The organism is Actinomyces lilanjuaniae, from assembly GCF_003606385.1.
Taxonomy (GTDB): domain Bacteria; phylum Actinomycetota; class Actinomycetes; order Actinomycetales; family Actinomycetaceae; genus Actinomyces; species Actinomyces lilanjuaniae.
Genome location: NZ_CP032514.1, coordinates 2,959,221 through 2,973,829 on the forward strand (window position 1 = coordinate 2,959,221; position 14,609 = coordinate 2,973,829).

Annotated in this window: 11 protein-coding genes and 1 pseudogene; 3 read left to right on the forward strand and 9 right to left on the reverse strand. The window is 69.1% G+C overall.

Features of this window, described 5'->3' with window-relative positions; genetic code table 11:
* Window positions 1-36 precede the first annotated feature (36 nt).
* The 5 genes and pseudogenes from rplI to D5R93_RS12730 form a co-directional block, all read right to left on the reverse strand.
* Complete coding sequence (gene rplI / locus D5R93_RS12710; RefSeq protein ID WP_120205587.1) at window positions 37-492, reverse strand: 50S ribosomal protein L9; 456 nt, start codon at window positions 490-492, stop codon at window positions 37-39.
* Between the two features lie 15 nt (window positions 493-507).
* A complete protein-coding gene (rpsR, locus tag D5R93_RS12715; protein ID WP_119835410.1) occupies window positions 508-744 on the reverse strand; it encodes a 30S ribosomal protein S18 in 237 nt (78 codons plus the stop codon).
* A gap of 136 nt (window positions 745-880) precedes the next feature.
* Window positions 881-1,455, reverse strand: a pseudogene (locus tag D5R93_RS12720) (single-stranded DNA-binding protein).
* Between the two features lie 25 nt (window positions 1,456-1,480).
* A complete protein-coding gene (rpsF, locus tag D5R93_RS12725; protein WP_120205590.1) occupies window positions 1,481-1,768 on the reverse strand; it encodes a 30S ribosomal protein S6 in 288 nt (95 codons plus the stop codon).
* A 350-nt stretch (window positions 1,769-2,118) separates the two neighbouring features.
* The gene (locus D5R93_RS12730; RefSeq protein WP_120205592.1) at window positions 2,119-4,620 is read right to left on the reverse strand and encodes a transglycosylase domain-containing protein; all 2,502 of its coding nucleotides are present in this window, start codon (window positions 4,618-4,620) and stop codon (window positions 2,119-2,121) included.
* Between the two features lie 788 nt (window positions 4,621-5,408).
* Between D5R93_RS12730 and D5R93_RS12740 the strand changes: the two genes are divergently transcribed.
* Window positions 5,409-8,375 carry a cation-translocating P-type ATPase gene (locus D5R93_RS12740; protein ID WP_120205595.1) on the forward strand — a complete coding sequence of 989 codons (2,967 nt, stop codon included), beginning with the start codon at window positions 5,409-5,411 and terminating at the stop codon, window positions 8,373-8,375.
* Between the two features lie 290 nt (window positions 8,376-8,665).
* Here the strand turns inward: D5R93_RS12740 and D5R93_RS12745 are convergent, their stop codons facing one another.
* The gene (locus D5R93_RS12745; protein ID WP_243106820.1) at window positions 8,666-9,703 is read right to left on the reverse strand and encodes a macro domain-containing protein; all 1,038 of its coding nucleotides are present in this window, start codon (window positions 9,701-9,703) and stop codon (window positions 8,666-8,668) included.
* Entirely contained in the window at window positions 9,700-10,113 is a 414-nt protein-coding gene (locus D5R93_RS12750; protein WP_120205597.1) for a winged helix-turn-helix transcriptional regulator, read from the reverse strand. The genes D5R93_RS12745 and D5R93_RS12750 overlap by 4 nt, the downstream gene beginning before the upstream one ends.
* Before the next feature lie 118 nt (window positions 10,114-10,231).
* On the opposite strand from D5R93_RS12750, the gene D5R93_RS12755 reads away from it, so the two are divergent.
* Complete coding sequence (locus D5R93_RS12755; protein ID WP_119835403.1) at window positions 10,232-10,864, forward strand: NAD(P)-dependent oxidoreductase; 633 nt, start codon at window positions 10,232-10,234, stop codon at window positions 10,862-10,864.
* 82 nt (window positions 10,865-10,946) lie between these two features.
* Here D5R93_RS12755 and D5R93_RS12760 read toward each other — a convergent pair whose 3' ends face one another.
* Together D5R93_RS12760 and D5R93_RS12765 are read right to left on the reverse strand one after the other, a co-directional pair.
* On the reverse strand, window positions 10,947-11,780 hold the full coding sequence (locus D5R93_RS12760) for a response regulator transcription factor (protein WP_120205600.1): 834 nt from the start codon (window positions 11,778-11,780) through the stop codon (window positions 10,947-10,949).
* 41 nt (window positions 11,781-11,821) lie between these two features.
* The gene (locus D5R93_RS12765) at window positions 11,822-13,480 is read right to left on the reverse strand and encodes a sensor histidine kinase (RefSeq protein ID WP_243106821.1); all 1,659 of its coding nucleotides are present in this window, start codon (window positions 13,478-13,480) and stop codon (window positions 11,822-11,824) included.
* A 350-nt stretch (window positions 13,481-13,830) separates the two neighbouring features.
* Between D5R93_RS12765 and D5R93_RS12770 the strand changes: the two genes are divergently transcribed.
* On the forward strand, window positions 13,831-14,595 hold the full coding sequence (locus D5R93_RS12770; RefSeq protein ID WP_119835401.1) for a DUF4352 domain-containing protein: 765 nt from the start codon (window positions 13,831-13,833) through the stop codon (window positions 14,593-14,595).
* Window positions 14,596-14,609: the final 14 nt, after the last annotated feature.

Sequence of the window (14,609 nt, forward strand, 5' to 3'; positions counted from 1 at the left end):
CCCGGTGGGGGTGTCGCTGGTCAGTCACCCGCCCGCTTAGCGGGCTGCGACGACATTGACCTCAAGACGGGCGACGACGTCAGCGTGCAGGCGCACTGAGCCGCTGTGGCGGCCGGTGGACTTGATAGGAGGAGTCATGTCGATCTTGCGACGGTCGACATCAGGACCACCTGCCTCCTTGACTGCCTCGGCCAGCGCAGCCGTGGTCACTGCGCCAAAGAGGCGTCCGCCGGCGCCGGCCCGGGCCGTCACGGTCACGACGTTCCCATTGAGCCAGTCGCGGGCCGCATGGGCCTGGTCAAGGGAGTGGATGGCCCGACGACGCCGCGCCTCGTTCATCTGGTCAATCTGGCGTTGGGCACCCTTGGTCCAGGGTGTGGCCAACTTGCGGGGTACCAGGTAGTTACGGGCGTATCCGTCCTTAACCTCTACGACCTCGCCTGCGGCACCCAGGTGGGCCACGTCATGGGTGAGGATCAGCTTGGTTGTCATCTCAACAGCCTCCTGTCAGCGAGCCGAGCTCGAGTAGGGAAGCAGCGCCATCTCCCGGGCGTTCTTCACAGCCTTGGCGATCTTGCGCTGGTCCTGGACAGAGACGCCCGTGACACGGCGGGCACGAATCTTGCCACGGTCGGAGATGAACTTGCGCAGGGTTGCTGTGTCCTTGTAGTCGATCCTGCCGACCTTGACGGTCTTAACCGGGCTGACCTTCTTCTTGGGCTTGCGAAGTTGGGGCTTCGCCATAGTGGTACTCCTTGGTCTGAGCGCCTGGGCGCTCTACGAGATGATTTTTCGGGTGAGTGGGGACGGGGGAGGAGGCCAGTAGCGTCAACAGTGCCAGTGACGTCCACGGAGAGCAGCGCGCTGGACGCGATGCCGGTCAGAACGGGGGCTCGTCCCCGAACGACGTGGAGCCGCCCGTGGCCCAGGGGTCGTCGGGGCGCCACCAGCCGGAGCGTTGTAGCTGGGCTGGCCACCAAAGCCGCCGCCCTGCTGGCCTCCCTGGCCGCCAAAACCACCCTGCGACTGGCCGCCGAAACCGCCCTGGGGACCCCCCTGACCACCGAAGCCGCCCTGCTGGCCACCACCGCGGGGGTTACGGGTGACCTGGGCCTTGGCGTACCTCAGAGAAGGGCCGATCTCGTCGACCTGCATCTCCACCACGGTGCGGTTCTCGCCCTCACGGGTGGTGAAGGAGCGCTGGACCAGGCGCCCCTGGACGATGACGCGGGTGCCCTTGGTCAGGGACTCCGCCACGTTCTCCGCGGCGTCCCTCCAGATGGAGCAGCGCATGAACAGGGTCTCCCCGTCACGCCACTCCTGGGCCTGGCGGTCAAAGGTACGCGGCGTGGAGGCCACGGTGAACGACGCGACCGCAGCCCCGGAGGGGGTGAAGCGCATCTCGGGGTCCGCCGTCAGGTTCCCCACGACGGTGATGACAGTGTCTCCAGCCATAGGTTTCTCCGTTCCCGGTAGGGGCTCAGGCCTCGGGGCGCAGCAGCTTGGTACGCAGGACAGTCTCGTTGAGGCCGAGCTGGCGGTCGAGCTCCTGAGCGGTCTCAGGGGTCGCTGTCATATCCACGACGGCGTAGATGCCCTCGGACTTCTTGTTGATCTCGTAGGCCAGGCGGCGCTTGCCCCAGATATCGACCTTGTCCACAGTGCCCCCGCTGCTGGGGACAACCTGCAGCATCTTCTCCAGCGCGGAGCCGACAGTGCGCTCATCCGTAGCAGGGTCAAGGATGATCATGATCTCGTAGTGACGCATGCTTAGTACCCACCTCCTCTGGTCTTCAGCGGTCACGGTCCTTCCGTGACAGGAGGGTGATGCGTACGGCGCACCGTGCGGCAGGGGACCTGGTACAGGCCCGCTGACGCAGACCGGCGCAGCCAGTGGCCCAGACTACCGGAGACCAGGCAGGGCCGAGAAGACCCGGCAGGCCGGTGTGACGTGCCGTGCCACACGTCAACAGCGTCTAGCACCCCTCAGCGCCCGCCCCACGGCCCCGTGCCAGCGGCCGGGAGCCTGAGCACGGCCCAGCAGCTGAGCCGGAAGACGGCAGAGCCGGGGGAGTGCCCCCAGGGCGCAGGGATTAGTGGTCAGTCGCCGCCCTAAAATTACTCCGTCTCGGACTCGGGCGGACTGTCCGGCAGCTCAGCACCCCCTCCACCACCAGAGTTACCGCCCGAGTCAGTGCCACCGCCCGAGTCAGTGCCACCGCCCGGGTCAGTGCCATCGCCCCCGGAACCGCCCGGATCCTCCTGCTCCACCGGCGGCTGCACAGGTTCCTGAGTGACTGGGGCCTCAACCGTCGGCTGAGCAGGTGCCTCGGTAGCAGGTGCCTCGGTAGCAGGCGCCTCGGTAGCAGGCTCCTCTACAGGGGCCTCCTCTACAGGGGCCTCCTCTACAGGGGCCTCCTCTACGGGCGCCTGGTCCTGAGACCCGGAGTCGGTGGAGGGCTGCTGGTAGTCCTCGGCAACCTCGCCCGCCTCCCCGTGAATCGCACCGCGGGTGTAGGAACCAGCCGTGCGCTCGGGGAAGGCCTCAACAGGAACATCCTCCAGGGCCACCGACATGTAGTCCACAAAGATGTCAGCCGGGTAGGTGGAGCCGGTAATCTCGCTGTACTCGCCCCAGGGAGTGATCGACTCCTCCGTCCCGTCCTCACCCGACTGGTAGAGAGTCACGGCAGTCACCACCTGCGGGGTGAAGCCGACGAACTGGGCGGACTTGTTGTCCGAGGAGGAGCCGGTCTTGGCTGCGATAGGGCGCCCCAGGGCGAGCACCTTGGTCGCGCTCCCCTCGTTGACCACCTGCTGGAGGGCGTAGTCCGCGTCCGCCATGACCCCCTCATCAAACTCCTGGGAGCCCTCCGTGGGGGCCGCGTAGGCGACCGCGTCCTCCGAGTTCTTTACGGTGTCCACAATGTGGGTGTCGCGCTTGACCCCTTGGGCCGCAAAGGTGGAGTAGGCCCCGGCGATGTCGATCGTGTGCGGAGAGGCCGAGCCCAGCACGTTCTGGATATAGTCGTTCATCCCCTGGGTGTCCTCCGGGTAGCCGGCGCGGACGGCCGCCTCGTTCGTCAGCTCGGGCCCCACGTCCTGGTTGAGCTGGAGGTAGGGAGTGTTGATCGAGTGGGCAGTGGACTTCACCAGGTCCGACCAGCCGTAGGAGGCGTTCTGGTAGTTCTGGAACTGGTGGCCCGCAATGGTCATGGGCGAGTCACCCACGTATCCGTTAGCCAGGGTCGCCCCGTTCTCCAGCGCCGCCACCAGCGCGAAGGGCTTGTAGGTGGACCCAGCCTGGGCCATGGCGTCGGTCGCGGTGTTGACCTGGTTCGTCAGGTAGTCCTCCCCCCCGTACAGGGACAGGATTCCCCCGGTTGAGGCATCGACGGAGACCAGGGCCACGTGCAGGTTCTCCGAGTGCCCCTCCGGCAGACCCTGGGCAGAAGCGACGGCCGCGTCCTGGTCGGTCTTGTCGATCGTGGTGACAATCTGAAAGCCACCGGTGTCGATCTCCTCCTCGCTCAGGCCGGCCTTCTCCTGGAGCTCGGCGCGCACCATCTGCAGCAGGTAGCCGTTGGTGCCGGCGTAGACCTGCTCTGTACTCGGCGTAACCGTCTCCGGGAAGGCCGCGGAGTCGTACTCCTCCTGGGTGATGTAGTCATCCTCGAGCATGTAGTCCATGACCCGTTCCCACCGGACCTCAGCCTGGTCCGGGTCCACCGCAGGGTCCCAGGAGCTGGGAGAGGGTAGGACACCGGCCAGCAGGGCTGCCTCCGAGACGGTCAGGTCCGCCGCAGACTTGTCGAAGAACGCCTGAGCCGCAGTCTCGATGCCGTAGGCACCCCTCCCGTAGTAGACGGTGTTGAGGTAGGCGCCCAGGATCTCCTCCTTCGACTGCTGCTGGTCGATCTTGATGGCCATGATGGCCTGCTGGAACTTGCCGAAGTAGGAGCTGGTAGTGTCAACGTAGTAGTTCTTGACGTACTGCTGCGTCAACGTGGACGCACCCTGGGTCTCGCCCCCACGGAGGTTGTTCCACAGGGCTCGGGCAATGCCCCTGGGGTCCACACCGCTGTTGGAGTAGAAGGAGCGGTCCTCAGAGGCCACCACGGCGTTGCCCACGTAGTCCGGCAGGGAGTCAGCGTCCACCACCTTCCGGTTGTGCTCGGCAAACTTACCCATCGCGGTGGTTCCGTCGGAGTAGTAGACGGTCGTGGCCTGCGCCAGGGCGAACTCGTTGGGCTCAGGGACCCTGATGGTGGCGTAGGCGTAGGCGAAGGTGCCGACCACGGCCAGGACCAGGAAGAGGAAGCTTCCCATGACAAAGCGCCAGCTCGGAAGCCAGCGCCGGACCGGCCCCTTTCCGGCGCGCGGGTAGTTGAGGAAACGACGTCGTGCCTTGGCTCCTGAGGCTGCGACGCTACCAGCCGCAGCCGACACAGCCGTACCCGCCCCCCGGGCCCGGTCCGCAGACCTGCGGGCCCAAGGAAGACGGGGAAACGTACGGGTGGATGCCGCAGAGGAGTCAGTCCCCTCGCGCTCAGCGCTCGCCACCTGAGCCAGCTTCTTGCCGCTAGGACGAGAGCCACCCGGGTTCATGTTGTCTGCCACGCGCTCCTCGCTTCAGTTGACGGCCATGACATCGGTTGACACCAACCGGTTTCGGTCGGTCTCGACTGACACCGCCTCAGCACCTGCCGGTACCAGCAGACGGTAGGCGACGCCTGCCCGACGGACCTCCTGCACGGAGCCCGTTCGTACGAGGATAGTAGCCTTGCCTGTTACTCGCGCTGTGAGGTACACCCGGACACCTCGACCCGGCACGCCAGAAGAGTGGGCAGGACTGTCCCAGGACGCTCACCACGCCCGCCCTGGACTACCCCGCCGTACCGGGCCTGCCAGCCGCTCCCGCGCGTCAGCTGCCCTCAAGGTCAGTCCGGGCCGACACCGAGCTGCGTGGGCCCGAGCCCGGGCACTCCCACCAGCCCGGGCTCTCTACGCGACCAAGGACACACGAGCAGTCTAGGCTCTCACCGGTGCAGCGGCGCACGGCACAGGCGCACCGGCAGGACCGGGCTGCGGCTGAGACAGGACCAGGACGTGGGTGATGACAAAAAGCTCACCCGCACTAGGAGACTCATGACAAAAGGCCTACCTGGTCCGCGATAGTCTTTTGCGCGGGCGCCCGGAGAACGTCGGCTCCCGTGGACGGCATGTGCGATGGCTGCCCACGGGGGCCGACAGCCCAGACAGCGTCAGGACTCTCCCGGCGGCATCCACTTCCGGGCGCTTCCAGGTACTGCGCACCGTCGTCAGCACTTGTGACACCCCTCCTATCTTTCCCCTGCCCACAGTGTCAGGCTTGCCAGGAGAAACTACTCCTGCTGGGATGCGGGCTCATGACTTCCAGGACAGCTCAGGACACCGGTACTGCCGTGCCTTTCTCCCGCCTCGCCTCCTCGGTGGTCTCAGACCTGGGCACAACGACCACTACAGGGCTGACCGCCACCGAGGCGTCCCGGCGCCTGGCCGCCGACGGCCCCAATGACCTGCCGTCCGCACCTGCCGTACCTGCGTGGAGGCGCCTCCTGTCCCAGCTCAACGACCCGCTCATCCACCTGCTGCTGGTCGCTGTGGTCATCTCCGCCGCCGCCTGGGCCCTGGAGGGATCTCACGGGGTCCCGGTCGACTCGCTCGTCATCCTGGCCGTTGTCATCCTCAACGCCGTGATCGGCCTCGTCCAGGAGAGCAAGGCCGCTGACGCTGTCGCAGCCCTGTCAGAAATGACCCGGGCCACCTCAACCGTCCTACGTGACGGATCACGGCTCGTCGTGCCCTCCTCCGAGCTCGTCGTCGGGGACGTCCTGCTCCTGTCCGAGGGGGACCAGGTGGGAGCCGACGCCCGCCTGCTGGAGACAGCCACCCTGCGCGTGGTGGAGTCCTCCCTGACTGGCGAGGCCGAGGCCGTCACCAAGACACCAGACCCGGTCGGTCCCGACACGGACCTGGCCGACCGCACCTGCATGGTCTACCGCGGCACTGCTGTGGCCCAGGGCACCGGCCGGGCCGTCGTCGTGGCCACCGGGGCCGACACGGAGATGGGCGCCATCGCCCAGATGCTGGAGTCCGTCGAGGAGGAGCCGACCCCGCTACAGAAGGAGATCCACCAGATCTCCAGGATGCTGGGAGTCATCGTCGTCGTTATCGCGGTGGTCGTGGTGAGCACCCTCTTGGCCCTGGCCAGCGACCGCAGCGCCGAGACTGTCATCCAGGCCCTGCTGCTGGGCGTGTCCCTGGCGGTGGCCGCAGTACCTGAGGGGCTGCCCGCCATCCTGTCAGTGGTCCTGGCACTGGGAGTCCAGCGCCTGGCCCTGCACCGGGCGGTGGTCAAGAAGCTGACCAGCGTGGAGACCCTCGGGTCGGCTTCGGTCATCTGCTCGGACAAGACCGGCACGCTCACTCGCTCGCAGATGACCGTCCAGGAGGTGGTCACCGCCTCGGGAACCGCTGTAGTCACCGGGACCGGCTACGCCCCTACCGGCCAGGTAGCCCCCGACGCCGACCGCGACGGCCGTCCCGACCCTGAGCCCCTGGCAGGTGCGCTGGCCGACGAGGTCACGGTGGTGCTCTCCGGCGGGGCGATGGCCTCAGACGCTGAGCTGAGCGTGACCGACGAGGTGTGGAGCGTCATCGGCGACCCCACCGAAGGCGCCTTCCTCGTGGCGGAGAGAAAGCTCGGCACCGACGGGAGCCGCCAGGGACGCTTCACCCGTGTGGGCGAGATCCCCTTCACCTCCGAGCGCAAGATGATGTCCGTGCTGTACAGCGACGCCAGGCACGGCACCATCCTCGTGTCCAAGGGAGCACCCGACGTACTCCTGGAACGCTGTACACGGGTCCGCGTGGACGGTACCGCCACCGTCCTGGATGAGAAGCTGGCCACCCGCCTCACCAATCACGTCACGGACATGTCCGGCCGGGCCCTGCGCACCCTGGCAGTGGCCTACCGGGTGCTCAGCCAGGAGGAGGCTGAGCGTGTGAGCGCGATCTCGCACGGGACGGGAGCAGGCGGCACAACCGCTGCGGCTGAAACCCCAGGCTCCCCGCAGACCACAGGCTCCGCGCACAGCCCCTCCGTCACGGCCGCCGTCCCTGCAGATGCCCCTGCAGAGCGCTCTGACCTCTCCGACCTGGAGCACGACCTGGTCATGGCCGGCGTCGTGGGCATCATCGACCCGCCCCGCCCCGAGGCAGCCACCGCCGTCGCCGAGGCCCACCGCGCCGGGGTACGCGTCCTCATGATTACCGGGGACCACCCGGCCACCGCCGGGCGCATCGCCGCCGACCTGGGTCTGGCCGAGCGCGGAGCGCGAGTGGTGACCGGCCGCGAGCTGAGCACGATGGACGAGAACGCGCTGGACGCCGCCGTCGCCGAGGCCAACGTCTACGCCCGGGTGGCGCCCGAGCACAAGATGCGGATCGTCCACGCCCTGCGCTCCCAGGGCCACACGGTGTCCATGACCGGCGACGGCGTCAACGATGCTCCCGCCCTGCGAGCCGCCGACATCGGTGTGGCTATGGGGATCACCGGCACTCAGGTGACCAAGGAGGCCGCCGCCATGGTGCTGGCTGACGACAACTTCGCCACCATCGTGGACGCGGTGCGCGAGGGGCGGCGCATCTTCGACAACATCAAGAAGTTCCTGCGGTTCCTGCTGTCCTCCAACATGGGGGAGGTGCTCACTGTCTTCAGCGGCGTGGTGCTGGCCGGGGCCATCGGGTTGTCCCAGAACTCAGGGACTGACGTAGTGCTGCCCCTGCTGGCCACCCAGATTCTGTGGATCAACCTGGTCACCGACTCAGGACCGGCCCTAGCCATGGGGGTGGACCCCAGCGTCGAGGACGTTATGGGACGCCCGCCGCGCAAGCCTGACGACCGTGTGGTAGATGGCACTATGTGGGTCGGAGTGCTACTGGTGGGAGCGGTCATGGCTACCGCCACCCTGGGAACCCTGGACCTCTTCCTGCCCGGGGGGCTCATCCAGACCAGCCTGTCCACCGACGACCTGGACACGGCCCGCACGGCGGCCTTCACCACCCTTGTGCTGGCCCAGCTGTTCAACACCCTCAACTCACGCTCAGAGCGGGTGAGCGCCTTCAGCCACCTCTTTGTCAACAAGTGGCTGTGGGGCTCTGTCCTCCTGGCCGTGCTGCTCCAGGTCGCCGTGGTGGAGGTGCCCCTGCTCCAGACGGCCTTCTCCACCCGTTCCCTGGACCTGACCCACTGGGCAGTCGTGGTGACCATGGCCTCCCTGGTGCTGTGGGCCGACGAGCTGCGCAAGGTGGTGGCACGGGTACTGGCCTGACCAGGAGCACCAGCACCTCAGTCTCCACCACGTCGACAGCGCCCCCACGCTGTACGTCTTGAAGCCGGCACCTGGTTGTGGCCCACGGCACCAAGCACGCTCATTGCTGCCCCACAGGGCAATCACGAATTGCACCAGTCCCGCCTGCGGGGAGGTCTGGGCACAGGCTCAGCAGGCTCGGAGACCGCCGAACGGCTCCAACTCCCTGAACCGGCTCGAGCCGCCTCGGTAGCCCCGCGATGTAGCGAATCCTCATAGAATCCTCACAGAACGACCGGCACGTCAGTCATCTAGGAGGATTCGGCTGCTCTTGAGGATTTGGTCGCCTCTGCGGCAAGGCCGTGCGAGTGGTGGCGAGCCCGGGGGGTAACAGGCGCGGCTACCCGGCGGCTGGCAGCGGGCACCTGCGTTCCTGGCAGGACCACCCCGCTAGCGGCCCTGGTACTCCTCCAGAAGGCCCTGGTACACCTGAGTGTCACGCTGGGAGAAGGTGTCGATGACGACGAGCATGCCCTGACCGCCCCCACCGCAGGACCAGAGGCCTCCGCCGCTCCTGCGCTATCCCCGTGCTCGCCCAGCCAGTCAAGGACCTCCGTCAGCGCCACCCTGGCGGCCTGCTCGACCGGGTACCCGAAGGCTCCGGTGGACACCGAGCACAAGGCGATGCTGTCCAGCCCGGCACTCCAGGCCGTCTCCAGGCAGGAGCGGTAGCAGGAGGCCAGCAGGCGGGCGTTCTCCTCTGTAGGCTCACCGCCGGAGACGACCGGGCCAACCGTGTGGATAACGGCCTGGGCGGGCAGGCTGAAGCCGGGGGTGAGGACGGCGGTACCAGTGGGCTCAGGCGCCCCCTGGGCACGTACGTGCTCAGCGCAGGCGTTGCGCAGCCACGGCCCGGCGGCGGCGTGGATGGCGTTGTCGATGCAGGCGTGGCCAGGGACCCGGCAGCCCAGCAGAGCGCTGTTGGCAGCGTTGACGACAGCGCCCACACGTAGGCGCGTGATGTCGCCCTGCCACAGAGCCATCGCAGACAGCGGCCCGCTACTGGCCACCCGCGGCAGGGTGGCGACGTCAACCACGCCCCTGTCCCGGGCCTCGGCGTCCAGGAGGGCACCGATGGCGTCAGCGGCCTGCGACGGCACGGTGCCAGGCTCGCGCAGGGTCAGCAGGGTGTCCAGCAGCCGACGGTCCGCCTCGACCCGCCCGGTGGGGGTAAGCCGTGCGAGCTCGGAGTCGGAGAGATAGCGCCTGGCGTCGTCAACGGCCCAGGCCAGCGTCTGGGCCACAAGCGTCCCGTAGTCCTCGACATGCTGCCCTCTGGCCTCCCTCATGGAGCACCCGCCGCGTCGTAGGCCTCCCGGGCGGCCAGGACCTGGTCGGCGTGGTCCTGCGCCCAAGTCCGCAGTGTCGTCATCGGCCCGCGCAGCGTGGCACCCAGAGGGGTCAGCCCGTAGTCCACGCGCGGCGGCACGCCACTGGTCTCGGTGCGCTCCAGCAGACCGTCACGCTCCATGGAGCGCAGCGTCTGGGTCAGGACCTTGGGGGTCACCCCACCAACGCGACAGCGCAGGTCGGAGAAGCGCAGGGGGCCGTCGTGCAGGGCCATGACCACCAGGGGAGACCAGCGGTTCACGACGTGGCGCAAGACCGTGCGCGAGGGACAGCGCGGAGACATGACGTCATAGTCGATAAGTGGACCAGCACGACGGTCCTCAGTGACGTAAGACGTTGTATCAGTCATAAAAGCCTCGGAGCTTCTCGTAGTTTCCTTGAGGTATCTAGTATCTAGAACATACCATCACAGCACCTGCCGCCAGCAGAGGCGGGACAGGACAGCCGCCACACCTTTAGGAGGAACCATGAAGATCGCAGTCATCGGCGGAACCGGGATGGTCGGGTCGCGCACCGTCACCGAGGCGGCCTCTCGCGGACACGAGGTCACCAGCGCCACCCGCTCGGGCAGGCCTGCCGCCGACGCCACGACAGACATCGTCACCCGGCTCTCCGACGTTGAGGCCGTGCGCCGTCTGCTGGCCGACAACGACGTCGTCATCATCACGACCTCACCTGACCGCACCGGCGGACCGGTCCAGCCCACGATCGACGAGCACCGGGCGCTGGTGGAGTCCCTGACCGCCGAGCCGCTCGGACGACTGGTCGTGGTCGGCGGCGCAGGAGCGCTGGAGACTGAGCCCGGCTCCGGCCAGCTCATCAAGGACACGCCCGACTTCCCGGCGGAGGTCTACCCCGAGGCCAACGCCTACGCCCAGGTCCTGGAGCTCTACCGGGGCGCGGGCTCTGCCTTTGCCTGGTCTGTCGTGGCCCCGGCCCCGACGATCGAGCCCGGGCAGCGCACCGGGACCTACACCCAGGCCACGGACAGCCCCGCCGGTCCCCGGGTCTCCGCAGAGGACATGGCCGTGGCGCTGGTTGACGAGGCCGAGTCCGACGCCCACCGCGGTATCCGCTGGACAGTGGCCTCACAGGGCTGAGGCGCGGACGGCTCCCGGCAGCCGGGCCGGGAGACCCGCTCACCCGCCCCTACCTCGGCAGGCGGCCTGCCAGCCCCGGCGGCTACCCGAGGACCTGCCCCAGCAGCCCGGCCCGCTCCGCCAGGACGGCGAGCTGGACACGGTTGCTGGCGCCCATCCGCTCCTGGGCGCTGCGCAGGTGGGTCTTGACCGTGGAGGCGGAGACGTAGAGCCGGGCCGCGATCTGCTCGGTGGTCAGGCCCTCCGCAGCCGCCTGGACCACCTCACGCTCCCGGTCAGTCAGCCTGGCCCCGCCCTCACCGGACGGCACGGTCCCCCCAGACCACGACAGCCGAGTGCGGGGCGCCCCGGCACCCGCCTGCCCGGTACCAGGCAGCCCGGCGCAGGGGCTCCCGGCCTCCGCCAGGCTCCCAGGCCCGGCAGCGGCCCTGCCTACCCCGCCTGAGGCCACCGCCTGCCCCCGGGAGCGCACGTGTGCCAGGAGCGTGCGCATGGCCCCGGGCGACAGGGGGCTGTCTCCAGCCACGACCCGTCGCAGGCCGGGCACCAGCTCCTTGGGGGCAGAGACCTTGAGCAGGTAGCCCTCGGCCCCGGCCTCGATGGCACGCACCACCGCGTCGTCCACGTCCCACGTGGTCAGGGCAACCACGTGGGGGTGGCCCGCGGCCGCACAGATGCGCCGGGTGGCCTCGATACCGTCCATGACCGGCATCCCCAGGTCCATGAGCACCACGTCTGCGCGGTGGTGGGCGACGGCATGGACCGCCTCCTGACCGTCGTCGGCCTGCGCCACGACCTCAAACTCCTCCCGGGGGCGCAGGAGAGGCAGGATGGCCGATCGGGTCAGCGGGTCGTCGTCAACGACGATGATCCGGACAGGCCCCGAGGTGGTCGCACCGGGCTCCGTTGTGTGCACCTGCCCAGTCTACGTACCAGCAAGGCAGCCCGCACCCATTCTCACGTCGGGGCGGGCCGCCACGGCAGGTGGCTGCGCACCACAAAGCTGCCCTGGCCGTCCGGACCGGCCTGGAAAGTGCCCCCGCAGATCTCGGCACGCTTGGCCATCCCGCGCAGCCCCGTCCCGCTGCCTGCGCCCGCACCCGTTCCCCGTGCCCCGCCCACAGCCTCAGCCTCCCCTGCAGCCTCACCGACTGCCTGCGCCCCGACGTCCACCGCGTTGGAGCAGGTGATGTCAATGCCAGTGGTCGGCCCTCCCTCCACCCGCAGCCTCACGGTGCGCCCCGGGGCGTGCCTGCGGGCGTTGGTCAGGCACTCCTGCACGATCCGGTAGACGGCCCGGGACAAGACGTCGTCGGCCTGGTCAGCGCGGTCAAGGAAGATCGAGGAGGTGACAGGCTGCCGGGCAGCCAGGACGTCGTCCACCATGCCAGCCAGGTCCGCCAGGCGCGGCGCAGGCTCGGCAGCGCCCACAGGCTCACGCAGCACCGTCAGGAGCGAGCGCAGGTCCCGCATAGCGGTCTCCGCCTCCTCACGGACCAGTCGGGCCGCCTCCCGCGCGTGGTCCGTGGGCACGTCCTGGTCCGGACCCACGGCCCGGGCCAGGACGTCCGCCTCCTGCGAGCCACCCGCCCCCACCTGGCCGTCGGCCTCCTCCTGCGGCTCACTGGGCTGGGCTGCGGCCTCAAGGACTGCGGCGTGCAGGGCGAGCAGGGACAGGCGGTGCCCCAGCCCGTCGTGCACCTCCCGGGCCACGCGCTCCCGCTCCTCCTGCAGGTCCACGCGCTCAGCCAGGTGGGTAGAGACCCTGGCCTGCTCCTGGGCGGTGCGCGCGGCCTGGGCGGAGGCGGCAGCGGCGGCCCGGGCGCGCTGGCGGGCACTCCGCTCGCCGTCGCGGGCGCGCAGCAACAGCCCGGTGACCACGGGCAGGGCCATGACGAGCAGGGTCAGGGCGGGGGCGGTGCTCCCGTGGAGGGTTCCCACACCGTTGCTCTGGTCAAAGGCCAAGATCCCCACCACGGAGTTGCCGGTGACTGCCTGCACCGTGTCGCGGCCGATGGCCCGCCAGGTCCCGGCACCCAGCACGAGGCCGACCACCCAGGGAGCCGGGTCGCGCACGGAGCCGGCCCGCCGTACGACGGTGGTCATGGCGACCAGCCCTACCGTCGTATCCAACCCGGTGAGCAGGCCAGCGACAGAGGAGACCACGGTGACGGCGACGGGCCACCTGTGACGCGCGAACAAGGCCGCCAGGAGCACCAGGGCGAGGCCTATGAGCCCCAGGCCGGGCAGTGCCCGCATCGGGCGGCCAGTGAGCACCTCCTCGTGGGACATGATGGATCCCAGGCTTATCAGGCTGGCGAACAAGCACAGGAGGAGCAGCCCGGTCTCCCGCGCCACCCTGCCCACGACGGCTGCGAGCCGAGGCCGGGGGGCCGGGGCAGGGAGGTGGTAGGCGGGGTAGGGGGACCCTGCCAGCGCACCCGTACCAGGGGCAGCCGCACAGGGCGGGGCCGTCGCAGAAGCATCGGGGATCGGGTAGGCAGGCGGGGCTGCCGGGACCGGGTAGGCAGGCACACCCGCCCGGGCCGGGTAGGCAGGTGCACTCCCCTGGAGGGGGTAGGCGCCGTGCCCGGGGATGAAGCCGGGTGAGGTCATGCGGACACTGTAGAGCCTGCACCGGCCGCCGACCTCCACCGATGAGGCAGCCACCTGGCCACGGACCTGTCGGCAGGACGACCCGCACGGGGCTGCCCACAAGGCTGACTGCGGCGGCAGGCGTGGGCATCCAGAAGCCCTGTCCGAACAGACAGCTGCTCAGACCGATCGGTCGATGTGGCCGCACGCCCCTGCGGCGCAGCCTTGACCCTGTCATCAACCAGCGCTGGACGCCACCGCCCCGGGCAGCCTGCCGCCAGACAGCAAGGCCCTTACCGGTCCCGGGCGCACCTCTGCTGGAGCAGACATGACGCAGACCTGGCACAGATCCTGACAGGAAGGACCCGACCATGACCACCACACCTGGCACACCGCCTCAGCCCACACCGCCCCAGCCCTCCGCTCCCTACCCCGGACCTGGGGGACAGGTGCCTCCCGTCCCCGTGCCCGACGCTCCTGTGCCCTCTGGACCCAAGCGCTCGTGGTTCGCCAGGCACAAGGTCCTCACCGGCCTGGGCGCCCTCGTCCTCGTGTCCGCCCTGGCCTCCGCCCTCGGTGGGGGTGAGGGCTCCTCCGCAGGCGCGACCACGGCACCCAGCGCAGCAGCCGACGCAGCCGAGACGGACCAGGCCGCCGCAGGCTCTGGGGACAGCGCCGACACCGCGCAGGCTCCTGCCGAGGGCAGCCAGCCCGAGGACAGCCAGCCGCCGTCGGGTCTCACCTTCCCCGGCATGGCCGACGACGACATCGTCGGTCGCACGGGCGACACCCTGACAAGCAAGGACGTGAGCATCACCACCACACCGGTGACCGCCGGGGACGCCACCCTCGGGCCGACGGCCTGCACCACGGTTACCGTCGTCAACGGCTCCACGGACCCGGTGGACGTCAACGCCTTCGACTTCACGCTTTTGAACCCCGAGGGCGCCATCACCGACCCGGGCTTCAGCGGAACGGACACCCACCTGACCTCCAGCACCCTGGTCCCGCAGGGGAGCGTCAGCGGTGACGTGTGCTTCGACGTCGATATCTCCGCAGGCGGCCAGTACGTGGTCATCTACGACCCGGTCCTGACCCTGTTCACCGACCGCGCCGCCTGGGTCAACGAGCTCTGAGCAGGCCGCGCGCG